General features: G+C 66.4%; 19 protein-coding genes and 10 pseudogenes. 13 read left to right on the forward strand and 16 right to left on the reverse strand.

Translation table 11 applies throughout. The features are described 5' to 3' along the window. Window positions 1–59: 59 nt before the first annotated feature. Entirely contained in the window at window positions 60–368 is a 309-nt protein-coding gene (locus tag GNX96_RS66970) for a hypothetical protein (protein ID WP_279578958.1), read from the reverse strand. A gap of 155 nt (window positions 369–523) precedes the next feature. Here GNX96_RS66970 and GNX96_RS66975 point away from each other — a divergent pair, with 155 nt between their 5' ends. From GNX96_RS66975 to GNX96_RS00910, 4 genes are all read left to right on the forward strand, one after another. Further along, window positions 524–1,255: a M1 family aminopeptidase gene (locus GNX96_RS66975; RefSeq protein WP_279578959.1), complete on the forward strand. Its 732-nt coding sequence runs from the start codon at window positions 524–526 to the stop codon at window positions 1,253–1,255. Window positions 1,256–1,395: 140 nt separating this feature from the next. After that, window positions 1,396–1,839, forward strand: coding sequence for a hypothetical protein (locus tag GNX96_RS00900; protein ID WP_163566634.1), 444 nt, complete (start codon window positions 1,396–1,398; stop codon window positions 1,837–1,839). Between the two features lie 28 nt (window positions 1,840–1,867). Continuing rightward, complete coding sequence (locus tag GNX96_RS00905; RefSeq protein ID WP_163566635.1) at window positions 1,868–2,200, forward strand: hypothetical protein; 333 nt, start codon at window positions 1,868–1,870, stop codon at window positions 2,198–2,200. A 69-nt stretch (window positions 2,201–2,269) separates the two neighbouring features. Beyond that, window positions 2,270–2,581, forward strand: a complete 312-nt coding sequence (locus GNX96_RS00910) for a hypothetical protein (protein ID WP_163566636.1) — start codon at window positions 2,270–2,272, stop codon at window positions 2,579–2,581. 83 nt (window positions 2,582–2,664) lie between these two features. On the opposite strand, the gene GNX96_RS00915 is transcribed toward GNX96_RS00910, so the two are convergent. From GNX96_RS00915 to GNX96_RS47620, 6 genes and pseudogenes are all read right to left on the reverse strand, one after another. Further along, entirely contained in the window at window positions 2,665–3,636 is a 972-nt protein-coding gene (locus GNX96_RS00915; protein WP_163566637.1) for a DUF222 domain-containing protein, read from the reverse strand. A gap of 25 nt (window positions 3,637–3,661) precedes the next feature. Continuing rightward, entirely contained in the window at window positions 3,662–3,928 is a 267-nt protein-coding gene (locus tag GNX96_RS00920) for a hypothetical protein (protein ID WP_163566638.1), read from the reverse strand. 476 nt (window positions 3,929–4,404) lie between these two features. Next, window positions 4,405–4,902, reverse strand: a complete 498-nt coding sequence (locus GNX96_RS47610) for a tetratricopeptide repeat protein (protein ID WP_390623872.1) — start codon at window positions 4,900–4,902, stop codon at window positions 4,405–4,407. Beyond that, window positions 4,791–5,204: pseudogene (locus tag GNX96_RS62060) on the reverse strand (tetratricopeptide repeat protein); the annotation flags it as partial. The gene GNX96_RS47610 and the pseudogene GNX96_RS62060, both read right to left, overlap by 112 nt. A gap of 620 nt (window positions 5,205–5,824) precedes the next feature. Further along, a pseudogene (locus GNX96_RS62065) lies at window positions 5,825–6,154 on the reverse strand (AfsR/SARP family transcriptional regulator); the annotation flags it as partial. Between the two features lie 340 nt (window positions 6,155–6,494). Continuing rightward, window positions 6,495–7,190 (reverse strand): annotated as a pseudogene (locus tag GNX96_RS47620) (AfsR/SARP family transcriptional regulator); the annotation flags it as partial. Window positions 7,191–7,543: 353 nt separating this feature from the next. On the opposite strand from GNX96_RS47620, the gene GNX96_RS00945 reads away from it, so the two are divergent. Further along, complete coding sequence (locus tag GNX96_RS00945) at window positions 7,544–7,819, forward strand: hypothetical protein (RefSeq protein ID WP_163566640.1); 276 nt, start codon at window positions 7,544–7,546, stop codon at window positions 7,817–7,819. A gap of 366 nt (window positions 7,820–8,185) precedes the next feature. Here the strand turns inward: GNX96_RS00945 and GNX96_RS47625 are convergent, their stop codons facing one another. Further along, window positions 8,186–8,443 (reverse strand): hypothetical protein, encoded by a 258-nt coding sequence (locus GNX96_RS47625; protein WP_279578961.1) that lies wholly within the window; start codon window positions 8,441–8,443, stop codon window positions 8,186–8,188. 86 nt (window positions 8,444–8,529) lie between these two features. On the opposite strand from GNX96_RS47625, the pseudogene GNX96_RS00950 reads away from it, so the two are divergent. The 8 genes and pseudogenes from GNX96_RS00950 to GNX96_RS00980 all read left to right on the forward strand — a co-directional run. Beyond that, window positions 8,530–9,213 (forward strand): annotated as a pseudogene (locus tag GNX96_RS00950) (Ca2+-dependent phosphoinositide-specific phospholipase C); the annotation flags it as partial. Window positions 9,214–10,701: 1,488 nt separating this feature from the next. Further along, window positions 10,702–11,412 (forward strand): TetR family transcriptional regulator, encoded by a 711-nt coding sequence (locus GNX96_RS00955; RefSeq protein ID WP_163566641.1) that lies wholly within the window; start codon window positions 10,702–10,704, stop codon window positions 11,410–11,412. Window positions 11,413–11,436: 24 nt separating this feature from the next. Then, window positions 11,437–11,868: a hypothetical protein gene (locus GNX96_RS47630; protein WP_279578962.1), complete on the forward strand. Its 432-nt coding sequence runs from the start codon at window positions 11,437–11,439 to the stop codon at window positions 11,866–11,868. Then, window positions 11,753–12,607, forward strand: coding sequence for a cytochrome P450 (locus GNX96_RS00960; protein WP_279578963.1), 855 nt, complete (start codon window positions 11,753–11,755; stop codon window positions 12,605–12,607). Before GNX96_RS47630 ends, GNX96_RS00960 begins: the two co-directional genes overlap by 116 nt. Window positions 12,608–12,682: 75 nt before the next feature. Next, window positions 12,683–13,231 carry a hypothetical protein gene (locus GNX96_RS00965; protein WP_163566642.1) on the forward strand — a complete coding sequence of 183 codons (549 nt, stop codon included), beginning with the start codon at window positions 12,683–12,685 and terminating at the stop codon, window positions 13,229–13,231. Further along, a complete protein-coding gene (locus GNX96_RS00970) occupies window positions 13,222–13,491 on the forward strand; it encodes a CPBP family intramembrane glutamic endopeptidase (protein ID WP_163566643.1) in 270 nt (89 codons plus the stop codon). Before GNX96_RS00965 ends, GNX96_RS00970 begins: the two co-directional genes overlap by 10 nt. Window positions 13,492–13,574: 83 nt before the next feature. After that, a pseudogene (locus tag GNX96_RS00975) lies at window positions 13,575–15,247 on the forward strand (FAD-dependent oxidoreductase). A 34-nt stretch (window positions 15,248–15,281) separates the two neighbouring features. Continuing rightward, window positions 15,282–16,725 (forward strand): annotated as a pseudogene (locus tag GNX96_RS00980) (ATP-binding protein). Between the two features lie 19 nt (window positions 16,726–16,744). Here GNX96_RS00980 and GNX96_RS00985 read toward each other — a convergent pair. The 8 genes and pseudogenes from GNX96_RS00985 to GNX96_RS01020 all read right to left on the reverse strand — a co-directional run bounded on the left by GNX96_RS00985 (window position 16,745) and on the right by GNX96_RS01020 (window position 23,113). After that, window positions 16,745–18,028 (reverse strand): lanthionine synthetase C family protein, encoded by a 1,284-nt coding sequence (locus GNX96_RS00985; RefSeq protein WP_279578964.1) that lies wholly within the window; start codon window positions 18,026–18,028, stop codon window positions 16,745–16,747. Next, a pseudogene (locus tag GNX96_RS47635) lies at window positions 18,025–18,498 on the reverse strand (thiopeptide-type bacteriocin biosynthesis protein); the annotation flags it as partial. The pseudogene GNX96_RS47635 and the gene GNX96_RS00985, both read right to left, overlap by 4 nt. A gap of 68 nt (window positions 18,499–18,566) precedes the next feature. Next, a pseudogene (locus GNX96_RS62070) lies at window positions 18,567–18,968 on the reverse strand (thiopeptide-type bacteriocin biosynthesis protein); the annotation flags it as partial. A 131-nt stretch (window positions 18,969–19,099) separates the two neighbouring features. Continuing rightward, window positions 19,100–19,822 (reverse strand): annotated as a pseudogene (locus GNX96_RS62075) (lantibiotic dehydratase); the annotation flags it as partial. Continuing rightward, window positions 19,713–21,149 (reverse strand): annotated as a pseudogene (locus tag GNX96_RS01005) (lantibiotic dehydratase family protein); the annotation flags it as partial. The pseudogenes GNX96_RS62075 and GNX96_RS01005, both read right to left, overlap by 110 nt. Window positions 21,150–21,435: 286 nt before the next feature. After that, on the reverse strand, window positions 21,436–21,732 hold the full coding sequence (locus GNX96_RS01010; protein ID WP_163566649.1) for a PASTA domain-containing protein: 297 nt from the start codon (window positions 21,730–21,732) through the stop codon (window positions 21,436–21,438). Next, entirely contained in the window at window positions 21,705–22,688 is a 984-nt protein-coding gene (locus GNX96_RS01015; RefSeq protein WP_163566650.1) for a protein kinase domain-containing protein, read from the reverse strand. The genes GNX96_RS01010 and GNX96_RS01015 overlap by 28 nt, the downstream gene beginning before the upstream one ends. Beyond that, window positions 22,685–23,113, reverse strand: a complete 429-nt coding sequence (locus GNX96_RS01020) for a protein kinase domain-containing protein (RefSeq protein WP_163566651.1) — start codon at window positions 23,111–23,113, stop codon at window positions 22,685–22,687. The genes GNX96_RS01015 and GNX96_RS01020 overlap by 4 nt, the downstream gene beginning before the upstream one ends. Between the last annotated feature and the right edge of the window lie 159 nt (window positions 23,114–23,272).

A 23,272-nucleotide genomic window follows, 5' to 3' on the forward strand; every position in this document is an offset into this window, starting at 1 on the left:
CAGGTGGAGCATTACGCGCTCGACCTGGACTATCGGGTCGGGCCGAATCGGCTGGCTGGTCAGGCCAGCCTGACCGCGGTGTCGACGCAGCCGCCGCTCTCGCGCCTGAGCCTGGACCTGTCCGGGTTCCGGCTGGACCGCGTCGCGGTCGACGGCCGGGCCGCGAAATTCACTCGTACCGGGGGAAAAACTGCACATCCGCCGGCTCGCCCGGTGCCGGTCAACACCCGTTTCCAGGTCGACATTCGGTACGCCGGCAATCCCGCACCGGTGCCTGGCCGATGGGGGGACATCGGCTGGGACGAACTCACCAACGGATCTTTGGTGGCCAGCCAGCCCATTGGCGCGCCGTCGTGGTTTCCGTGCAACGACCACCCCAGTGACCGGGCCAGCTATCGGATCGCGGTGACGACGGACTCGCCGTATTCGGTGCAGGTAACGGGAAACCTGGTGTCGCGGCGGCGCGCGCGCGAGCACCACCACGTGGACGTACGAGCGACCGGAGCCGACTCCGTCCTACCTCATGAGTGTCCAAATTGGACAGTACGACGAGGTGTCGCTCGCGACCTCGCCGGTGCGCCAGCGGGCCGCTGTGCCGGCCCGGCTGCGCAAGCCTTTCGGTCGGGATTTTGGCCGACAGGAACAGATCATGAAGACGCTGGAGGGGTATTTCGGGCCGTACCCGTTCGGGGAGTACGTGGTGGTTGTTACCGACGACGCCCTGGACGACCCGATAGAGGCGCAGGGGATGTCGATTTTTGGCGCCAATCACGTGGATGGGCGGCGGACGTACGAACGACTGGCAGTTCACGAGCTGGCGCACCAGTGGTTCGGCAACAGTCTGACGGTGGCCGACTGGCGGCAGATCTGGCTGAACGAGGGCTTTGCCACCTACGCGGAGTGGCTCTGGTCCGAGGCGACCGGCGGCCGGTCCGCGGCGGCTCATGCCGGTGAATGGTACGACCGGCTTTCGGCCGGCCCGAACGACATTCTGGTCGCGGACCCGGGCGTTGACCGGATGTTCGATCCGCAGCTGTACAAACGCGGGGGCCTGACCCTGCACGCGCTGCGCCAGCGGCTCGGCGACGACCGTTTTTTCCCACTCGTACGCGACTGGGCCACCATGCGCCGGCACAGCCCAGTCACCACCGAACAGTTCACCACCTTCACCGAGGCGCATGCGGGCGAGTCACTGACCGACCTCTTCGCCGCCTGGCTGTGGACCAAACCGCTGCCCCTCTTCCCAGCTAGGTGACGAAAGTAAGCTGAGTTGTCAGCCTTTTGTCATGAATTCCTGGCTTTTCGGTAAGAAGTCTTGTCAGTCATGATTTGCCGGGTGAAAATCTGCGTGCCCACTCGGGTGAAATTCCCCGCGTACCTGTGGAGGACCAAGGTATGAAGGCAACGCCCCGCGTTCGTACGGCCGTAGTGGCGGCCCTGCTCGGCACCACCTGCCTGCTCAGCACCGGCATCGCGGCGCAGGCCGCCCCGGCTGGTGACCCCGGCTGCGGCTCGCCCGGCGACGCGCAGCAGGTCGACTACAAGCCGGTGTATTCGACGGTCAATGACGATGTCGCCAACGTCTACCTGTTTTACAGCCCTTCGACCAAATGTGTGATGGGTCGGGTCACCGGCGTGTACGAGCACGGAGAGGCGCCGGAGATCTGGCTCGACCGTGGCAGTCCCTCGAACTACACCGGGATGCTGGGCAAGGCCAGCATCATCTCGCCCAGCAATGTCGCGCAAACCGGCTGGTTCAACGACAACGGCGTGGTGGCGAGGGCCTGTGGTACGTCCGGTCCGGACGATCACGACATCACGTGCACGAAGTGGTACTAGTGTCCTGCCCCTTGGGTAGCCTGGAGATATGCACAACCGGCTGACCCTTCAGGTGCGTACACCGCCGGAGTCCCGTTGGACCGGTGTCGAGCTGCGGGTGCTGGTGGACGGGCGCGACGTGGTCGCCGACGTTTTCGAGGCGGGGCCGAACGGTGACCCGGACGAGCTGCTCGGGCCGCTGGCGCCCGAGCGGCTCTCGCGCGAGGTGCAGCTGGCCGAGGCGGACTGCACGGAGGGCTGCTGCGGCGCGATTTACGTCAGTGTCAAACGCGATGGCGACGACGTGGTCTGGGATGGCTGGCGGAACCCGGACGCGGTCGGCGTCGAGATCGGGCCGTTCCGCTTCGACGCCGAGCAGTAGTACGGCGCCGAGCTGGCCCGGGCCAACGGCGAGCGTGGCTGGGAGTGGCCCGGTCGTACGATCGCGCGCTTGGTTCGACAGGCGCTGGGCGACGACCCGGATGTGTTGGGGGAGTGGAACAGCAGCGTCGATTTCCTGCAGAGCCGGCCGTCCAGCCGGGCGGAGATCGAGCTGGTGTTCACCTCGCCGCCAGCCGAGACAGTCACCGAGTTCTACCGGATTTTCGAGCGAGCGATGGAACACCGGCAGTTCCGCCTCCGGCTGCCCGTTTCCGATGAACCGGTGATGGACCAGGCGCAGGGGATCGTGGATGCTCTCAGCGGGTCGGATCCCCGAGAACGAGCCGAAATCTGTGGCGGCTACGGCAACTCGATCATGTGACGACAGACGTCGGCCCGGGGAGCTGCGATGCGCCGATACCGAAACCTGCTGACAACCTGGGGTTCGTTGGAGAGTTGGTGCCGTTAGAACGGTGGTGGTGGGTATTCGTCGTTGGGTGTGACGTCGTACGTTCGTCCGGTGGGGCTGGTCCACAGGAATCGTCCTGGTGTGGGTTGGGTGACGGTCCAGCCGTGTTCTTTGATGTCGTTGTGGAATTTGCAGGCTGGTCCGGCGCTGTCGTACGCGGTCTTCCCTTCCGGATCGCGGAAAGGGATGGTGTGGTCGAACTCGCAGGTCGCCGCTGGCCTGTTGCAGGCGGGTCCGCAGCATCGCTGGTCGCGGGCGTTCACCAGGTCCCGTAGCGCCTTGGTGGGGCGGTAGCGCGTACGGCCGTGGTCGATCACGACACCGCTGACGGGGTCGGTGAGGATTCGGTACCATTCGCTGTTTTCGTCGCCGGCGAGTTCGCGTGCGCGTTGCGCGGTCATGGGGCCGTAGCCACTCAGGATGGCTGGGTTGTCGTCCAATCCCATGAGGGTGCTGGCGTCGACGCGGAGTTCGATTTTGGTGCGTACGTTGCTCGGCACACCCAGACAAAGGTCGGTAAGAGCGTCGGCGCGGAGCGCGTCCATGGTGCGGGACTCGTCTTTGGCTTTAAGCTTGCGAGCGATCGCGTCGATAAGACGGTAGATCGCCTCCGCTGATTCGGCGGGCAGGAACGCGCCCAGCAGAGCCATCCCGTCTTCGCAGGGTTGTTTTTCTACTCGCCTCTCGGAGACCAGTTTCTTGCGGCGGGCTTCGGCGGCGGCGGGGTCGATTTTGATGACCTCCCGGCGGGCCCGGTCTCGGATCGATCGAGGGGTCTTGGAGTCGGCGCCGGGTAGGACCTTTTCTTCGACTTTGCGGGCGTCTTCGGGTGAGAGGTGGCTGACCTGGTCCGCGAACGTGAACGCTTTACGCAAGTCGAGGTCACCGTGAGACATTCCCGCCATGGTGCCCGGCAGCTCATGGACCAGTTGGTACGCCAAATTCAACCGCTTCTGAGCCGCTGACACGCTCCACGTGAGCGAGGCGGCGATTTCACCGGCCGCGTATTTGGAGAATGGTGCGCCGACGGCGGGGGGGCGGGGCGTTGGTGAAGCGGTCCATGAACCGCATCTGCATCGCCTGCGTATACGAAATCACCTTATCCAAGGTTTCGATCGCGGCCAGCGCGGTGTCCGCGTCGGCTCGGCCGTACCGGTCGAGTTCCTCCAGCATTTGCAGAGGAACCCAGCTGGGTGGCATGGTGCGCCATGGCTGTTTGTTTGGGTCGGTGAATTCCGGTCGCCTTCGTTTTCTGCTCATGACCCGATTTTACCGGCTGCCACCGACAGTCTGGTCGCCGATTTTGTTTCTGTGGATAAGAAATAGGCCAGCGGAATGTCCTTGTTGATAACTCCTATTCAAGACGCGCGCTCTGGCTCGATACCCAACGTTGCTTGTTCGGGCACTGGTAGTATTTTGTTCTGCTTCGTAGGATTTGGTGGCAGGTATGACATGCGCCGGCCCACGTGGCGAGGATGTGCTGGATTTCTCGTATTATGGATCGCCCGGCCCACAGTACGGGATCTGGCGAGCCGTTGGTGCGTAGGTGGTGGCTGGGCGTATGAAACGGGGGGCGACGCCACCGCGCTCGAACCGCGAAACGGTAGCAGAATGTGGTTCTTGCGACCCTCGCGCGCCACCGGATTCGCACCCGTCACGCCCGTCGCCAAGGCTGGGCGTCGAAGAAACCATCGCCTCCTCCATGGCGTTTGTTGTCCACTACGACACGGCCTGGTTCAAGGGACCTGCAGCTTCTTTCGCAGGGTGGCTTGCAGCTCGAAGGCGCGCGGATGATCGCCCAGCTCGGCCATCAGCACCTGGGCATCAGCCAGGAAGCGCGCCGCCAGTTGCGGATGGCGGGCGGCGCCCAGGGTGCGGGCGATCTCGAGCAACGCAAGGGCCTCCCAGCGCTTGCTGTCGAGGGCCCGAAAGAGTCCGAGGGTCCGACGGAAGCACCGGATGGCCTGGGTGTACTGGCCGCTCGCGGCGTAGGCGAGACCCAGGTTGTACAGGCTGGACGCGGTGGCGTCCCGCTCGCCGAATTCCTGGAGATCATCACGTCGGCGCGGCGGTGGTACTCCAGGGTTCCTTGATGGTCGCCGGCTCCGGCGCAGGCCACCCCGAGGTTGTCCAGATTCTGCGCGACACCACGGCGGTAGCCTGACTTCCTGCTGAGCTCGAGTGCGACGAGACCGATCCGCTGACCTTGCTCGTACTCGCCCAGATGCGAGCAGGTGAGCCCCAGGTTCCCCAACGCCATCGCCTCTCCCGGCACGTTGAAGACCTCCCGGAAGCACTCGACGGACTTCTCGTAACAGGCCCGTGCCTGCTCCCAGCCGCCCTGGTCGAGGTGGATGCAGCCGAGCGAGTTGAGGGTGTAGCCGGCGCCGACTCGGTCCTCCACCGAGCGGGCCGCATGCAGCGCCGCCTCCAGGAGCTCAATGCCCTCCCGCCACGGGATCCGGCGGTCCAGGAAGGTGACCATCGAGATAGCGATCCGCCATGCGTGGGAGGCCCAGCCGCGGGCCCCGCCCATCGGGAGACCGAGCACAGCGTGTCGTACTCCCGCTCGAACCAGGCCATCGCCGCACTCTGGTCGCCGAATTCGGGCACCGGCATCGTCGGCTCGTACGGCTCGACGAAGGCGCGCCGCCGGTGCGGGGTCAGCATCCGGTCGGCGGCCACCGTGGCATGCAGATACCAGTCGCAGACCCGGCCGACGGCGCTGTGCAGCTCGGTGAAGCTGTCGTGCTGGCGTGCCTGGTCGGCGGCGTACAGCCGGATCAGGTCGTGCAGCTCGTACCGGTCCGGGCGGCGCTGTTCGACCATGTGCGCGGCGACCAGCCGGTCCAGCGCCTCCTTGGCCTGCCGCACCGGCAGGTCGGCCAGCGCGGCGGCGACCTCGGCGCCGAACTCGTTCGGTGGATGCAGGCCCAGTCGCCGGAACATCCCGGCGGCTACCGGGTCCAGCGCCTGGTACGACCACGCGAGCGCGGCCCGCAGGTCCGTGTGCGGGTCTCCTTCGGAACCCGCGCCGAGGGCGTCCAGCCGCTCCTTCTCGTCGGCCAGCGCGTCAGCCACCGCACCGATCGAGTCGGCGCGTTGCACCCGCTCGGCGACCACTGCCAGGGCCAGCGGCAGACCATCACATAGCCGGGTCAGCTCCGCGGCCGCCGCCGGCTCGGCGTCCACCCGCTCCGGCCCGACGATGGTGCCCAACAGGGCGACCGCCTCCGGCGTGCCAAGGCGCTCCAGCGTGACCCGGTGTGCGCCGTCCCGGATCGACAGCGCGCGCAACTGGTTGCGGCTGGTGACCACTACCAGGCTGCCGGCACTGGGGATCAGTGGCCGGACCTGGGCCGCGTCGCGGGCGTTGTCCAGCAGCACTAGCGCCCGGCGGCCGGCGAGGCTGCTGCGCAGCAGGGCCGAGCGCTCGTCGAGGTCGGCCGGGATCCTTTCGGTGGCCACCCCGAGCGCCCGGAGCACGATTTCCAACGCCGCCGCCGGCTGAACCGGGTCGGCTCGAGTAGCCGCGCAGGTTCAGGTACACCTGCACGTCCGGGTACCGGTCTTTCACGCGGTACGCCCAGTGCACCGCCAGCGTGGTTTTGCCGGTGCCGGGGGCGCCGTCGATGGCCACGATGGTGGTGGTCGGGTGACTGGCTGACTGGCCGTCGGTGAGCAGCTCGTCCAACGCTGCCAGCTCGCGGTCCCGGCCGCTGAACTTGGCGTTGTCGTACGGCAGCTGGTGTGGCCCGGTAGGGAGCTCGCCAGCCGCCGTGGTCTCGGCGGACCCGTTGTCCCGCAGCACGAACAGGTGGGCGCGTTGCAGTTCCTCGCACGGGTCGAGGCCGATCTCCTCGCTCAGCGCCGCCCTGATCTGCTGGTACGTGGTGAGCGCGTCGGCCCGGCGGCCGGCGGCGTGCAGTACCAGGATCAGCCGGCACCACAGAGACTCGCGGAGCGGGTACGTCTGGGTGAGCTTGCGCAGCTCGGTGATCAGGGCGCTGGACGGTCCGCGCGCCAGTTCCAGGTCGATTCGCCGCTCGGTCGCGGTGAGCCACTCCTCGGCCAACGCCGGCACCACGTCGTGGTCCAGCCACGGCGAGTCGATGCCGGTGAACGGCTGGCCACGCCACAGGTTCAGCGCCTCCAGCAACATGCTCAGCTCACCTTCGGCCGAAGCGGTCTGCCGCGAATCCTGGACCAGCTCGCGGAAGCGATGCAGGTCGACCCGCGCCGCCGGGACCCCCAGCCGATAGCCGATCCCGAGGCAGGTCAGGATCGTGTCCGGGCCCAGCACCTGGCGCAGCCGCGCCACGTACGTGGTCAGCGCCGAGCGCGCCTTGGCCGGCTGCCGGTCACCCCAGAGATGCTCGGCAAGGGTCGCGATCGGCACCGGTTCGCCACCGGCCAGCAGGATCAGTGCGAGCAGCGTTCGCAGATGCCCCACAGGCACTGTCAGCTCGCCATCCGTCGACTTGACCTGCCACGGTCCCAGCACTGCGAAATCGATTTCCACGCAAACCCTCTCTCGTATTGCCCAGTCTGCCAGGGCGTGCGATCAACTATCGGGCCGTACGGCCTCCAGCTGATCCGAAATCGCCATGCTTACGATCAAAAGCTATTGGCGGACAAGAGTGCTAATTCCAGGTGGATGCGCGGCGATGCGTTCTGGTGAAATTTGGCAAAAATCTCACCAGAGTGTCGTGCCGAGGTATTCGCCTACGCGGCGACCTGGACTCCTCATCCCATTTGACTGATCGATGACATCGATCTGAGGTCGATCAGTCAGTCTCGTCGATTACGTTCGACAGGCCATCCCATTTTATTGCATCGCGGGATTGTGCCCACTCCTACTCCGAGGGAAGTCTTGTGAACCTCAAAAGCAAACTCATCGTCACCGCCGGTTGTGCTTTCGCCGTGGCCGGTGTCCTTGCCGCGGCGCCGGTCGCGGCTCAGGCGGCATCGTCCCTACCGTCAGTGGTCGCCGCGCCCGCGTCGAACGGCTGGCATGCGGAAGGCCCACCCACCGACGCGCTCACCTGCGAAGAGAACGCCAACTGGTACGAGGACAACGGTGCTCGCGCAACCCGGTGCGACAGTGTCGGCAACGGCCTGTACCAGCTTTGGGCATTGATCGACAACTGATCACCTGGCGATGTTCTGTTGGCCATGGCCAAAATCGGTTTTGTGATGGTCATGCGGCAGACTGAATCTATACACGGCACCGTGATGCCGAGTGTCCGGCAGTCAGTTTCTTTGGCGGCCTTGCCTTCTCCGGCGCAGTGACGCTCGGCGTCGAGTGCCGCACAATGTCCCGCAGTCGGCGTCGAGTGCGGGACATTGTGCCGCGGTCGACGAACCGCCGCCGCGGGTGGGATGCCGGTGAGGCACGCCTGCCAGGTCACGTTGGCCACTTAGTTCAAGTATCTGAAAAGGCCACCCATCTGGACGTCCGCTTTAGTCCACTTCGCCATGTGCACTTCACGGGGACGCAATCTCCTTGGCACAGTGTTATGCGTCGTTACTCTCCCGATGCTCGGCGAAGGGGTCACTCATGCGACTTTCCTCTGCGGTGGCGGCGGTGGCTTTGGCCGCCGCTTCGCTGGTTGCGGTCAGTCCGGCCGTACAGGCGGATTCCCCGAAGATCTCCGAAACGACAGTGGTGGGTGTGCACAACACGTACGACCCCGGCCAGTACGCGTTTCTGGCGCAGGCGTTGGATGCCGGATCGTCGCTGATCGAGCTGGACGTGTGGCCGGATGTTTTCACCCATGAGTGGAAAGTGAGCCACGACAGCCTGACCAGCAACAAAAAACAACTGCGTCAACGCCAGTACGGCGGCGGATCTCTACACCGGTGGGGCGAACAAGGACCTGGAGTCCTGCCTCGACGACATCCGGGTGTGGCTGGACGCACATCCGGGCAAGGGCCCGATCACGATCAAACTGGAGATGAAGACTGGCTTCTCCGCGAACAACGGTCTCGGACCGGCCCAGTTGGACGCGAGTTTCCGGGGACACCTGGCCGGTCACGTGTTCCGGCCGGTGGATCTTCTCGGCGGTTACGCCACCCTTGATGACGCGGCGAAGGCGAACAACTGGCCGACTCGGGCCTCGATGGCCGGCAAGGTTTTCGTGGAGGCCATCCCGGGCACGGTCGAGGAGGGCAACCCGACCGACACACTGCACACCGATGTCGAGGAGGCGCAGTATCTGCAGTCGCTGCAGAGCTCCGGCCATCTCGGCGACGGCCAGGTCTTCCCGACCGAGCACGGCGCGGTGGGCGGCGATCCGCGGGACAAGTACGCGGCGGCGCTGCGGCCGTGGTTTGTCTTCTTCGATGGCGATGCGAGCGGTTGGGTCAATGACACCGGACCGTCGTGGTACGACACCAACCACTACTTCGTGGTGATGACGGACGCGCAGAATGTCGCGCCGGCCATCGATGATCGCAACCCAACTGTCGACCAGGCCACCCAGCGGGTCACCGACCTGGCCCATCAGCACGCGTCGGTCGTCCATCCGACTGGGTCAGCCTGAACACACCGTCCTCCCGTTGGTACTCCCGCGAGGCTGAGTTATGGCGGCAGTTCCTGCCGCGGCGCATCCGGCTGGCGGGGTTGGGATGGAAATCCGTACGGCGTTTTCGTTGTGTCGGCTTGCCGGCGGAGGTCAGGGACCTCAAGGTCAACGGCCGGTGTCTCAAGGTCGGAGGTCTGGGTCAAGGGCGAAGGTCAAGGGGCGAAGGTCAAGGGCGAAGGTCAAGGGCGAAGGTCAAGGGCGAAGGTCAAGGGCGAAGGTCAAGGGCGAAGGTCAAGGGCGAAGGTCAAGGGCGAAGGTCAAGGGCGAAGGTCAAGGGCGAAGGTCAAGGGCGAAGGTCAAGGGCGAAGGTCAAGGGCGAAGGTCAAGGGCGAAGGTCAAGGGCGAAGGTCAAGGTCTGCCCTGCGGGCGGCGCCTCCAGGGAGAACGGGTTTGGGTGCGGGTGGTGCGTTGGGTGGGTGGTTGGGCTGCTTGTTCTCCCGTCGGCGCCTGGGGGCTACCACTTTTCCGGGGCGGCGGCGGAGCTTGGGGGGGTGGTCGCTTGAGGTTTGCCGCCGCCGCCCCGGAAAAGTGGTAGGGCTGTGCCCGCCGACGGGGAGAACAAGCAGCCCACACTCGCGAAAAAGCACATCCCCTCACCCCACTCCATCGACGCCTCGCGCGCCCCACCCACTTTCGCCGACCCTCACGCGACCCCGGCCCTCCACCGACCTCGCTACTCTGCGCTACCACACTTCCCGGATTCGGCTACCTTCCGCGACGTCCGTTGTTGATCTTGGTTAGTTTGCCTACCCAACCCAGACATTTCAGACCGATGTCCGGTTTGAGTAGACCAACTAACCAAGATCAACAACTATCGTCCCAAAGAGTGGGACGAGCGGGTCGCAGGAGTCACAGGGACCCCATCAGTCCCAGCTGTCACAGGCGAGGGGTCGAGTGCGGTACAAAAGCCCGCACTCGACGTCGAGCGGTGCACAAAAGTCCCGCACTCGGCGAGCGATACCCGGGAAACGACTCGGGAAACGCGACAAACAGGGCACAGAACTAAGCAACGTCATCACCAGCAGCGCGAGGTGTCCGGTCTCCCCGTCGGCGGGCGTAGCCCTGCACATTTCCTGGCCCGGCGGCGGCGACCCAAACGCAACCACCCACCCAAGCTCCGCCGCCGGGCCAGGAAATGTGCTGCCCTTGGGCGCCGACGGGGGGAGAACGGACCACCGCAACCCCGCACCCAAACGCCACGCCACCCAGCCAAACAAGCCAACCCGGGATCCACCCTCCCCGGAGGCAACCGCCGCTTTTGACCTTGACCTTCGCCCTCGACCTTGACCTTCGCCCCTGACCTTTGCCCTTGCCGTTGACCTTCGGCGCCTGACCTTCGCCCTTGCGACCTTCCCCCTGCGGGACTGGTTGCTGGCCGGGTTGGTGAGAGCTATTCTGACTCGTGACTGGATTTCGTATCTGGTCATGAGTCAAGGTGGAGGATGGATGGCCGAGCTGGCGGTGCTGGACGAGCGGGCCGTACGGATCCTGGACGCGGCCGCGGAGTTGTTGCTGCGCTGGGGATATCGCAAGATCACCGTCGAGGACATCGCCCGCGAGGCGGGTGTCGGCAAGGGCACTGTCTACCTGCACTGGAAGACAAAACCGGATGTCTTCTACAGCGCCTTCATGCGCGAGGGTCTGGAGTGGGCGCGCGCGCTGCTCGCTCGGATGCGCGAGGACGTCGACTGTGTGCTGCCGGGGCCGATGACCGCGGCGATGTTCCTGCTGGTGATGGAGCGTCCGATCTCCCGGGCCATGTTCACCGGCAACACTGACATGCTGGGGGATCTGATCGACCCGACCAGCTCACGGCCGGCGCAAATCGCGTCCGCGTCCGCGTCGTACGGCCGATACCTGGAACTGTTGCGTGACAACGGTTTCATTCGTACGGACCTGACGACGGAAGAGCTTTTCTACCTCATCGACGCGAGCAGCCTGGGTTTCTACTTCATCCAGGATCCGTCGCCGTTGGTGACCAATCTTTCGCTGCCAGCACGAGCGAAGATGTTGGCCGATGCGGTCGACCGCGCGATCGCGCCGGCCCGCAAGCCGGACCGTCGCCGGCTGCCGCGGCTGCAAGGCGCGGCGCTGGAGGTTTTCCAGCAAATGGAGGACCAGATGTTTGAAGTCCTCGCGAAATCCCAGGTTTCCTAGTTCGAAGAACAGAAGGAGCTCGCCATGCACCAACCACCCTCGGTGGCCGACGGCGGCCGGGAAATGCTCGCCTGGCTACGCGAGATGCGGGACAACGAGCCGGTCAGCGTCGACCAGTACGGCATGTATCACGTCTTTCGGTACGACGACGTGCAAAAGGTCACCACGGATCCGGCGGTTTTCTCCAACGACTTCACCCGGATCATGCCGCAGATCGCCGAAGGCGCGAAGGGCAACCTGCTGGCGGTCGACCCGCCGGTGCACCGCAAACTCCGCCAGTTTGGTGAGTTCTGCTTTCACCCCGAAAATGGTCGCCTCGCTGGAGCCGCGGATCGCCGAGGTGACCAACGAACTGCTGGACGACATCGACGGCACGGGCGTCGATCTGGTGGAAAGCCTCGCCTATCCGCTGCCGGTGATCGTGATCGCCGAGATGCTGGGCGTTCCGGCGAGTGATCGCGGGCTTTTCCGGAAATGGGCGGATGACCTGCTCACCAGCCAGAACATGGATTTCAACGATCCGAAGTTTGTGGAAGAGGCGAAGGAAAAGGTCCGAGACCTGGACGCGTATTTGCTGGAACACATCGTCGCCCGCCGCAAGCAGGGTCGCGACGATCTGTTGAGCAAGCTGGTGGAGGCCGAGATCGACGGTGAGGGGCTCGACGACGGGGAGATCACCAACTTCTCCCGGTTGTTGCTGGTGGCCGGTCACATCACCACCACGATGTTGCTCGGGAACGCGATGCTCTGTTTCCACGACAATCCCGAAGCCGCCGCGGACGTACGCGCGAATCCCACGCTTTTGCCGTCCGCGGTCGAGGAAATCCTGCGCGTACGCTCACCCTTCCTTTTCAGCGCACGGATCACCGCGGTGGACACCGAGCTGGCTGGTACGCCGATCCCGGCCAACAAGATGGTCGCGCCGTGGTTGCTGTCCGCGAACCACGACGAGCGGCAGTTCCCCGACCCCGAACGCTTCGATCCGCACCGCGATCCCAACCGGCAGTCCGGTTTCGGGCACGGCATTCACTTCTGCCTGGGCGCTCCGCTGGCCCGGCTGGAGGCCCGGGTCGCGCTGGCCGCGTTGCTGAACCGCTTCTCCGACATCGAGATCGCGGACCCGGCGGCGGTCGTCTATCGGGAGTCACCCGGCATGTACGGCGTGAAGGTGCTGCCCCTGGAGGTCAGGAGATAGGCGTCCGAAAGATGTAGCGCAGGCTCGGTCCGACGCAGGACGAGACCGCATACCCGCGGATGCGAACCTTTTCGGGTGGATGCGCAGACGGCAAGACGTAGCGGGCCGCAGGTGGTGGCCTGGGTGGCCGGGATCGGGTTGGCGGGCGGGCTGCCGTACGAGGTGGCGTCCGCCTGGTCGCCGTACGCGGGCTTTCTCGCCGGCCTCGCCACCACGGCTCTCTTGCTGCTGCTTTATTCGATAGCGCAAGGAAATCCGCGGCTGGCGCCGGCCGCCGGGGCGTTGGCGATCTTCGCGTCGCTGTCGGTCTTCGGCTGGTTCGGCACGGTCGTCACCGCCATCCCGGCGGTCGCGGACTGGCTGGCCACCGCACCCGTACCGCTGGCGTTCCTGGTGGTCAACGCGACGAAGTTCGGGTCAGTGGTGCCGGCGGCGGTGGTGGCGTACAAACGCGGGTGGACGCGGGACGAGCTGAACCTGCGAATCGGCAACCTGAACGCCCGGGCGGTCGGGCCGCTGCGGTGGCCGGTGGTCGGGCCGGCGGTGATCGTGGTGGTGCTGGCGTTGTTCCTGGTCGGCACGCACGGATACGATACGAAACGGTGGTGCCGTGGGTGCCGGTGATCCTGCTGGGCACCGTGCTGAACGCGGCCGCCGAGGAGTTCCTCTACCGACACACCGCGATCCGCGCGCTGACCGACGCGATGGGAGTGGCCGGCGCGGTGGCGCTGACCTCGGTGGTCTTCGGGCTCGCGCACCTGACCGGCAACCCTGGTGGCTGGACCGGCGTGCTTTTTTACCACTGCGTTCGGCCTGATCTGCGCCCTCGCGATGGTGCGTACGCGCGGATTTGGCTGGAACCTGCTCATCCACGTCTGTGGTGACATAGGAGTGGTGCTGGCGCTGTCCCTGACGACTCAGCGATAAGCGGAACCACCAGGGCAACGAACCTGCGAGGATTGTTCGCATGAGCAGTAAGCCCATTCTGATGACTGTTGACGACGACCCGGCCGTATCCCGGGCGGTGGCTCGCGATTTGCGCCGAAAGTACGGATCTGACTACCGCGTGATGCGCGCTGACTCTGGCGCGGACGCGCTGGAGGCCCTGCGTGAGATCAAGCTGCGCGGGGACGCGGTGGCGGCGATCCTCGCTGACTACCGGATGCCGCAGATGGACGGCATCGCCTTCCTGGAACAGGCGATGGACCTCTTCCCACGGGCCCGCCGCGCGCTGCTGACCGCGTACGCGGACACCGACGCGGCCATCCAGGCGATCAACGTGGTCGACGTCGACCACTACCTGCTCAAGCCGTGGGAGCCACCGGAGGAGAAGCTCTATCCGGTGGTCGACGCGCTGGTCGAGCTCTGGCGGGCCACCGGCGACCGGGCGGTCGAGGAGACCAAGGTGGTCGGGCACCGTTGGTCGGCGCCGTCGTACGAGGTCCGCGAGTTCCTGGCCCGCAACTCGGTGCCCTACAAGTGGTATTCGGTGGATGACGCGGAGGGTTGCCGGCTGCTGGAGGCGTGCGGCGCCGACCCGGTCGACATCCCGGTGGTGATCACCGCGGACGGCCGGTCGTTGCGCAATCCGACCGGCGCCGAGATCGCCGAGGCCGTCGGCCTGTCGACGCAGCCCGCGTCGGCGTTCTACGACCTGGTCGTGATCGGCGGCGGCCCGGCCGGCCTCGGCGCCTCTGTCTATGGCGCGTCCGAAGGTCTGCGTACGGTCCTGGTCGAGCGGCAGGCGACCGGCGGCCAGGCCGGACAAAGCTCCCGAATCGAGAACTACCTGGGCTTCCCGGATGGTGTTTCCGGTGCTCAGCTCACCGATCGGGCCCGCAGGCAGGCGCAGAAGTTCGGCGCCGAGGTGTTGACCGCGCGCGATGTCGTCGCCTTGGAGGAACGCGGGTCGGCCCGGGTCGTACGGTTCGGGGACGGCACCGAAATCGCCGCGCACGCCGTCGTACTCGCCACCGGGGTGTCCTATAGAGCACTAGACGCTCCTGGCGCCGAGAACCTGACCGGCCGCGGGGTCTACTACGGATCCGCGACGACCGAGGCGGCCGACACCCGCGGCGAGGACGTCTACATCGTCGGCGGCGCCAACTCGGCTGGGCAGGCGGCGGTCTTCTTCTCAAAGTACGCGAAAACCGTGAACCTGCTGGTCAGGGGCAAGTCGCTGGAAGCGTCCATGTCCCACTACCTGATCCAGCAGCTGAAGGCCATCGACAACGTGCACGTACGACTGCGGACCTCAGTCGAGGAAGCACACGGCACCGATCACCTCGAAGAGCTGACCCTCCGGGACGCGAATACCGATACCACCGAGCGGGTGGCCGCGGACCACGTGTTCGTCTTTTTATCGGCGCGGCGCCGCGTACGGACTGGATCGGCGACGCGCTCGTCCGCGACTCGCACGGCTTCGTGCTGACCGGTCCGGACCTGCTGGTCGAGGGCAAGCGGCCGGTCGGCTGGCCGATGGACCGCGATCCGTTCTACTTGGAGTCTTCGCTGCCGGGCGTGTTCGTGGCCGGGGATGTTCGGGCGCAGTCGGTCAAGCGGGTCGCGTCCGCCGTCGGCGAGGGGTGCGATGCGATGGCGGTCACTCTTGTGCATCAGTATCTGGTCGACGGGCGTTGATCCCGGTGCGACGTATTCTCGAGGTGGAGGCGTCATGAGTACACCGGCACTGTCGCACGAAGAGCTGCGCAGCCTGTTCCTGTTCGAGGGGTTGGCCGACGAGCAGCTGGACTGGATCGCCGAGAACGGCCGGGTCGAGGAATTCCCGTCCGGCGGCGTGGTGGCCCGCGAAGGCGAGCCGGCGACCTGCTTCTACGTTCTGCTGCATGGCACGCTGCGGATGACGCGGATGGTGCGCGGCGACGAGCTGGAAATCAACCGGACCGACCAGCGTGGGGTCTATTGCGGCGCGATCCAGATCGCGGTGCAGCAGGGCAACGAGTCGTACGGTTCCTCGGTTTACGCAATTGCCGACACGACTTTCCTCGCGTTGCCGGCGGCCGAGTTCTCGGTCCAGTTCCGGACCTGGTTCCCGATGGCGACGCACCTGCTGCAGGGCGTGCTTTTGGGGCGGCGCAACACCGACTTCGTGATCGGCCAGCGGGAGCGGCTGCTCGCGCTCGGCGCGCTGTCCGCCGGTTTGACGCATGAGCTCAACAATCCGGCCGCCGCTGCCGTACGAGCGACCGCCTCGTTGCGTGAGCGGGTCGCCGGAATGCGCGCCAAACTGGCCAAACTCGCCCGCGGCGACATCAACCCGGATCTCCTTGAGCAGCTGCTGGACATCCAGGAGACCCTGGTCAAGCAGGTCGGCAACGCGCCGAAACTGTCCGCCGTGCAGTCCGCGGACCGCGAGGACGAACTGACCGACTGGTTCGACGACCACGATATTGACCAGAGCTGGGACCTGGCCGCGGTTTTCGCGCAGGCCGGCATCACGCCGGTCGAGCTGGATTCGCTGCTTTCCGCGGTGGGCGACGAATTCCTCGACGGCGCGCTGCGATGGTTGGGCTATGCGGTGGAAACCGAGTCGCTGATGGGCGAGATCGAGGACGCCACCACCCGCATCTCGACCTTGGTGGGCGCGGCGAAACAGTATTCCCAAATGGACCGTGCGCCGTACCAGTGGATCGACGTGCACGACGGCCTTGACTCCACTTTGGTGATGCTGAGCGGAAAACTCCGGGACAAGGATGGCAACAAAGTCATCAAGGTCGTCAAGGAATACGACCGAACCCTGCCGCAGATCCCGGCGTACGCCGGCGAGCTGAACCAGGTCTGGACGAACCTGATCGACAACGCGATCTCTGCGATGCATGGCCACGGAACGCTGACTATCCGTACGGCGCTGAAAAAAAGACCAGGCGTTGGTGGAGGTCTGCGACACCGGTCCGGGTGTGCCGCACGAGCTTAAGCAGCGGATTTTCGAGCCTTTCTTCACCACCAAGGGCGTCGGCGAGGGGACCGGGCTGGGCCTGGACATCATCTCGTTCCGGATCGTGGTGAACCGGCACCACGGCGACCTGCGGGTCAAGTCGGTGCCAGGGGACACCCGCTTCCAGGTTCGGCTGCCGCTGACGGAGCAGCCCGACGCCTGAGGTCCGCGCGTCGTCCTGACTACGTCAGCAGAAGGGCCGCGTCCCAGCCGCTGGGCGCGGCCCCGCCGCTGACAAATCCCTGTAGCGCCAAACCGACTCCGGCCGCTCCCTCCAGGAACCCGGGGCGGTCCACCCCGGCCACCGGCGGGAGTCCGAATGTCAGCTTTTCCTCGTACGCGTCACAAATCAGGTCTACCAGCGGGCGACACTCGGTTTCCGGGAAACCCATGACCGTGGCGACCCGCAGCAGCCCAGCCCAGCCGTGGCACAGCCCGTAGTCGGTGACCCTGCCAACGGAAGTCCTCAGCGCCGCGGTCAGCGCCCGATCCGCCCACTCGCGCCATCTCGGGCTTTCGGCCGCAGCCGCGGCCAGTGATCGCGCACGTGCGATGCCCGCGGCGCCATAACACCACACGTCTCGGGACCGCGGCACGGCCGAACCGGAACGAAAATCAGCGAGAGACAACGTGTGCGGCCAGTACGGCCCGGCCGTGTCGACGGTCTGCCAGCGGTCCAGCAGGGCGACGATCCGGTCGATGGCTTCGTCCTGCCGTGGCACCCGTACGTCGTGCAGCCAGCTGATCGACAGCAGCGCGAGCGGTCCGGCGATCCCATGCGCGAGCCCGAAATTGAGGTGTTCGGCGCCGCCATCGAGCTGGCGGTGCCGGTCATGGCTGACCCACCAGGCGGGCACCAGGTGGCCGCCGACCCGCACGTCGGTCATCGCGACCGCGACCAGTGCCTCGATGAGTTCGGTCAGCGCCGCGAAGGTGACCGGGTCACCGGTTTCCTCGTACCGGCTGAGCAGATACCGACCGATCCCGCTGAACCCGGAAATCACGTCGTACGTCCACGTCTGGATCGGCCCCCCGGCCTCGACGCGCGACTGGGCACGGCGCGCCCAGTCGCCCACGCCCGCCGCGATCTGGTCGTCGAACTGGCCCAGCAGTCGAGAATATCCGCCGTATGCCAACGATGCCGCGTGCGCGGCGAAAGCGAGCGAGCCCATTCCGCCGAAAAGTCCGGCGTCGGTGGCCCATTGTGGATCGATCAGGCCGGCGGACAGGTAACTGTGGGTGGGCTGACGGTACTTTGGCTCGGCGACGGCCAGTTCGGCGAACAACAGCGCGATCGCCGGGTTACCGCAGGAAAGCGACAGGGAACTCCACGGCGGCTGCCGTCTTCCCCGTACCACCGGGCCGTTGTCCGCCCGGCTGGCCAGCGCCGCCACGGCGGCCGGATCGGCCAGTTTCGCCGCGATCGCGGCGACCACGCTGGCAGCGCGGTCGGTCGACATCGTCATGTCCCGAGGTGTTTCTGGCGATCCACGTACGTTTGGACTACCCCGCGGGCAACCGCGTAGGACACGTTCTCGCCATCCCGGTCGATGCCGGCCAGCCGGTTGTGGTGGAGATGCAGAATGCTGCTGTACGCCACCTTCAGTCGTACACCTTCGACGTTTTCCCGCAGCCGCCGGCCATAATCGGCCAGCGCGGTGGCGCGGTGCCGCCACGAAGCCAAAAGCTCGGCACCACCGGGCACCTCGGCGAGGCCACGCCACCGGTGTGCGGGATCCAGCAGCCGCAGCGCCTGCGCCCGCCGACCCTGGAAAGCCACGTGCCAGGAACCCTTGGGGTAGGTGTCGAGCAGCCACCGTGGCCATTGCGGGCCGCACAACTGCTCGGCAAGGTCGAGATGGTTGGCGGCCGACAACAGCTCGATGGGGAGGTCGGCCTTGCCGCTGGCGCGCAGTCGGAGCTGGGTGAGCACGCTCTGGGAGTCCGCCGAAAAAAAGCATGCTCGGCCGCCTCGAGCGCGTCCGGTCCGCCGTAGCGGTCGACTTCGGGCCGATAGGTGTCAAGGACAACGTCGCCGATCATCCCGGCCGCGGTCAGCCGGGTCGTCCAGTCGTGGACCGCGGTGGTCAGCTGGGTGCGCAGCATTTCCGGCTCGCCGTGAAAACGGACTCTGAGATGTGGCTTTTTGTCCTGATAACGAAGAAAGAACCAGCGATCGGTGATATTTTCCGCGCTGGCAAGCAACGCCGGCAGGTGCTCGCTGAGCAGGTCGTCGTGTCGCGCGCTGTCGGCGTAGATCCGCATCGACAGCCACTCGCCGCCTGGCTGGTGCACTGGTCGGGCCTTGGTAGGGCAGGGCAGGAGTACGAGGCTGGTGGCGGCGGTCCGGTCGCCGTACGGGCGCGCAGCGGAACGACGATCTCCGTGCTGTGCCCCTGAGCCCATCCGCTGTCGTACGTGCCACCAGCCGGCTCTTCCTGGAGCACCAGCGTCGGATGCTTACGCACGTCGTCCCGCAGCAGCGCCACTTCCAGCGGCGACCTGAGATCCAACCGCAGCCGGCGGTCGGCTCTGACGGCGTAGACAATGTCGGGGATTCCCCAGTGCGCCCGCCAGCGTTCAAACCGGCTGGGCCAGTTCGTCTGGTCAGTGCGAAGGCGGTGGTCCAGCAGCCACCGCGCCGGGGTGAGGATCGTTCGTCCGTACCGAATTCTGGGCAGATACGGCAGGTGCTCGGCCGCACCCCAGCTCCAGAGCTGCCACGGTGGCGTGGTGTACGCGCCAATCTCGACCAACAGGCGTACGACATTGGGCAGGTGGTTGGCGATATTGACGGCGTGCAACGGCAACGGCGCCACCTCTTCGCCGGTACGAGCCGACAACACGAAAAGGCGGTGGTCAGTGGCGCCTACCACAAAATCGTCGATATCGAACATCCCTGGCTCACTGGGGTCGGCGAAAACACCCGCGGCGGCGAGGTGGTCTGTCACTCGCGGCACCTGCGTGAGGTTGCCGAGCCTTGCGCCCACCACTGCACTGAGCAGTTGGGCTGGCACCGCGTGGCGTACCTGCTCGGCGACCAACTCGGCGAGTGCTGGCCGCAGGACCGGCACGACCGGCAGCAGTCGGCCGAACATCGCGGCGAGCCCGGTGAAGTTCATCCCGGACAGCGCCCGGCCGGAAATCGCCGGCCAGCAGACGTTCGGGCGATCCGGCGAGCAGCTGCGCGCACGCCTGGATCGGGCGCATGGGATCCTGCTCCGCGCCGGATCGGGAGAGCTGGTCGAGGAGATCGTCATCCAGCAGCACTTCGCGTTCACCGTGTGCGGCCGCCAGCTGTGCGACCGCGAACAGAGCGCGATCGCGATGCTCGTTGTCCTTCGTACGAAAGGAAATGGGTGCCGGTCCGGGCGGCAGTAGGTAACCGGCCGGTGGCCCAATGCCGCGCTGCGGATCCAGCAGCTCTTTGACTGGCACCAGGGTTTGCTTTCCATAATGAGAAAGAAACTCGGCGCGATAGTCGGCGAGCGGGTCCACCGGTGCCTGCCCGACCGGTGCGATCCGCCAGCCGACCTCGGCCGCGCGGGCCAGTTCGGTGGCCACGTCGACCGGCAACGTGAGGTCCGCGTCTATCGCCAGATCGACCTGGATCGCCCGATCCGTGGTGTGCAGACGATCCATGGCCGCGGTCGCGGTACGCCACCGTGCCAGGCCCGCGCCCACCGGTGTGCTGGCGTAATTGGCCAACGCTCGCTCGATCCCGGCCAGCGCCTGGCGGCCGGGATGGTCGGGGATCGGTGCCAGCACGTCAAGAACGTGCCGGATCGGGTCGTCGGCGGTGGAGGGTGGCCGCAGGTCCGTCAACAGGAAACCGGATTCCACCAGCTGGGTGAGCATCGAGACGACGACAGACTCGGTCACCCCTGGGAAATCACCGAGAACTCGCGCGACGAGCTCACCGAATCCGCGGGGCGTACGGGCTGTCTCCATCGCCAGTTGGACCGGGCGGGTGTCGCGTACCGTCTGCTCCCGCCCGTCGGGAAGCCCGTAGTCACCGTCGTCGAGAACATAGGGCAACACCAGCCGGTCGTGTCGAACGAAAGCCAGGTTGTTGCGAACGAGCCGCAGGTGCGCGAGAACGGCGGGGTCCCGCTCCCATGGCCGGATGACCGCGAGCACCCGCCCCATGTCGGCACGTACGTGTTTTCGATGCACTGTGCCGATCCGGACCTGGGCCGGGTCGGCGAACCGGACGGCCGCGACGCCCGCCATCAAGCCGAAAGGGGTCGACCGGTAGGTCATCCGGGCCACGTACCTGGTCGCGGACAAGGCGGCCCGACGCAACCGCTTCGCGGGAACTGGGGTGCCCTCGGCGACCTTGTCAAGAACGCCGGCCAGCCCACGGCTGGACACCGAGATCGCCTCCCGTACGACCGGATCCGCCGCCACTTGAGCCAAGAACGAGGTCAGCTCCGCCGGCTCGTCCCATGACCGGGGTGGTGGTAGCGGCGAAGACGCGGACTGCAGCGATAGCCGCGCCAGCGCGAAGGTGGCCGGTCGCTGGGTTTGTAGCGGTGGTCCAGCGGCCGGCCGGTTGGTCAGTTGCAGGCCGGACTCGCGGTGCATTCGAACGTACACACATTCGTGCACAGGTCAGTGTGGTCGGCCTTAGGGCCGAATCCGACGGGCTCCACTCGGTCCGTACTTGGTCGTCCAGGCGGACATCCAGATCGAAGTCAGTAAGCAATGAAGTGCTCCCTTCGCTGAGGATTACGGTACGAACGTGAAGCCGGGCGGCGATCCGATGCGCTTGTACCGCTCAACTCGGCAGCACGCTCGGCCGAAGTATGACTGCTCGTCGGTGCCACCAGCCTGCATTTCGACTGGCCTCGAAAGGCCGACTTGGCCAACCTCAGTTGGTGGGGTCGCCGCCGTCGGTGCCATCGCCGCCGCTATTGCCGTTGTTGTTGTCGCCGTTCGAGTTATTGCCGTCTTGGCACAGGAAGGGCGCCCACCGCCGCATAGCCGGCGTGCAGAGCGGATTCTGGACCGGCTGGGGTCCTTTGCTGACGACGACCTTCACGGCGGCGCCGCGGCGCAGTGGGGTGCCGGCGACCGGGTCGGTGGAGACGACATTGCCGGCCGGCACGTTCTCGTCGTACGCGGTGCTCGTCTGCGGGGTCAGGGTGGCGGTTCGGATCGCCTGCACGGCGGTGTCCTTTGGCTGGCCGACCACCGCGGGCACGCCATGCCGCTCTGGCCCTTTGGACAGCACGAGCGTGATCGGCGTGTGTTTTTGGGCACCTGGGCGCCATCGGCTGGCTGCTGGCTGAGCACCTGGCCGGCCGGCGCCGTCTCGTTGTAGAGCGCCGGGCCGTACTGCAAGCCCAGGTGGGCCGTCCGGATCTTCGCCTCGGCCTGCGCCTGGGCGAGCCCGACCACGCCAGGCACCTGCGTGTAGCCGCTGGCCGCGGACCACCAGCCGATACCGATCGCCACCACCAGGACGGTGGCCAGGACCGCGCCGATCAGGACCGCGCGCGCCGGCCACCGGGACCGCTCGCGAGGCAGGTCGGCGAGGTCCGGCACCGGCTCGGAGTCCTCGACCCGGCGAGGCAGGAAACGGCGCTCGACGCCGGGCTGATCAGGTGGTGCGTAAAGCAGCGTGTCGTGTCGGCCCTGCGGGGTCGGCACAGGCGAGACGGGCGCGGTGGCGAGCAGGTCCATAGGGACCGTGGTCGCCATCGGGCCTGCGCTCGCCGCCCGCAGGTCCGCCAACATCGCGGCGGCGTCCACCGGCCGCTCGTCCGGGTCGCGGCGGGTCGCTCGTACGGCCAACTGGTCAAGCGCCGGCGGGATGTCCGGCATCCGGTCCGCCGGCGCTGGCATTTCGCTGTGAACGTGCTGATAAGCCACCTGGACCGGTGAGTCGCCCTGGAACGGCGGAGCGCCGGTCAGCATCTCGAAAAGTACGATCCCGGCCGCGTACACGTCGGCTCGCGGGTCGGAGCTGCCGACCGTGACGATCTCGGGCGCCACATACGCGACCGTGGCCATCATGACGCCCTTGGTGGTGGCCCGGCTGGACTCGGCGATCCGGGCCAGCCCGAAGTCCGCCACCTTTACCGTGCCGTCGTTGCCAATCAGCACGTTCTCGGGTTTCACGTCCCGGGCACCATGCCGATCCGGTGCGCGGCGGCCAAACCGGCCAGCAGCGGGTCGAGGACGCCGGCCGCCTCAGCGGGGGACAGTCGGGCGCGGGACGCCAACACCTCCCGGAGCGTACGACCTTGGACGTACTCCATGACCAGGTAAGCGAGGCCGTGGTGGCTGCCCTGGTCGTACACGGCGACGACATTCGGGTGGGACAGCCGCGCGATGCTGAGCGCTTCTCTGACGAATCGGTCCACAAAGGACGGATCGGACGCGTACGCCGGGTGCATGACCTTGAGTGCGACCGTACGCTCCAGTCGCTGATCGACGGCGAGATAGACGGTCGCCATTCCGCCGCGGGCGATCAGCCCACGGATCTGATAGCGCTCACCCAGCACCGCCCCGGGCCGGATGTCGGCAACCACGGCGTCGTCCACGGGACTCACGCGCGTCAGCATACGGGCCACACACACGGTAGTGGCGTGATACCGCCTCTCATGCCGGGATTGTCAAGGCAGGACACGATCTACCAGGAAACACTGTCAAGCCTCTATACATCCGTCGCTGACTGTGGGAGATTTCCTCACCGCACGTGC

Origin of the sequence: Fodinicola feengrottensis (assembly GCF_010993775.1) — a bacterium.
GTDB classification, from domain to species: Bacteria; Actinomycetota; Actinomycetes; order Mycobacteriales; family HKI-0501; genus Fodinicola; species Fodinicola feengrottensis.

What these genes read in the sequence shown, in the direction of transcription:
- GNX96_RS00955 (WP_163566641.1), top strand. Translation starts at nt 10,702, where the DNA reads ATGGCCGAGCTGGCGGTGCTGGACGAGCGGGCCGTACGGATCCTGGAC.
- GNX96_RS00920 (WP_163566638.1), bottom strand. Translation starts at nt 3,928, where the DNA reads ATGAGCAGAAAACGAAGGCGACCGGAATTCACCGACCCAAACAAACAG.
- GNX96_RS66975 (WP_279578959.1), top strand. Translation starts at nt 524, where the DNA reads ATGAGTGTCCAAATTGGACAGTACGACGAGGTGTCGCTCGCGACCTCG.
- GNX96_RS00900 (WP_163566634.1), top strand. Translation starts at nt 1,396, where the DNA reads ATGAAGGCAACGCCCCGCGTTCGTACGGCCGTAGTGGCGGCCCTGCTC.
- GNX96_RS00905 (WP_163566635.1), top strand. Translation starts at nt 1,868, where the DNA reads ATGCACAACCGGCTGACCCTTCAGGTGCGTACACCGCCGGAGTCCCGT.
- GNX96_RS47630 (WP_279578962.1), top strand. Translation starts at nt 11,437, where the DNA reads ATGCACCAACCACCCTCGGTGGCCGACGGCGGCCGGGAAATGCTCGCC.
- GNX96_RS00985 (WP_279578964.1), bottom strand. Translation starts at nt 18,028, where the DNA reads ATGACGATGTCGACCGACCGCGCTGCCAGCGTGGTCGCCGCGATCGCG.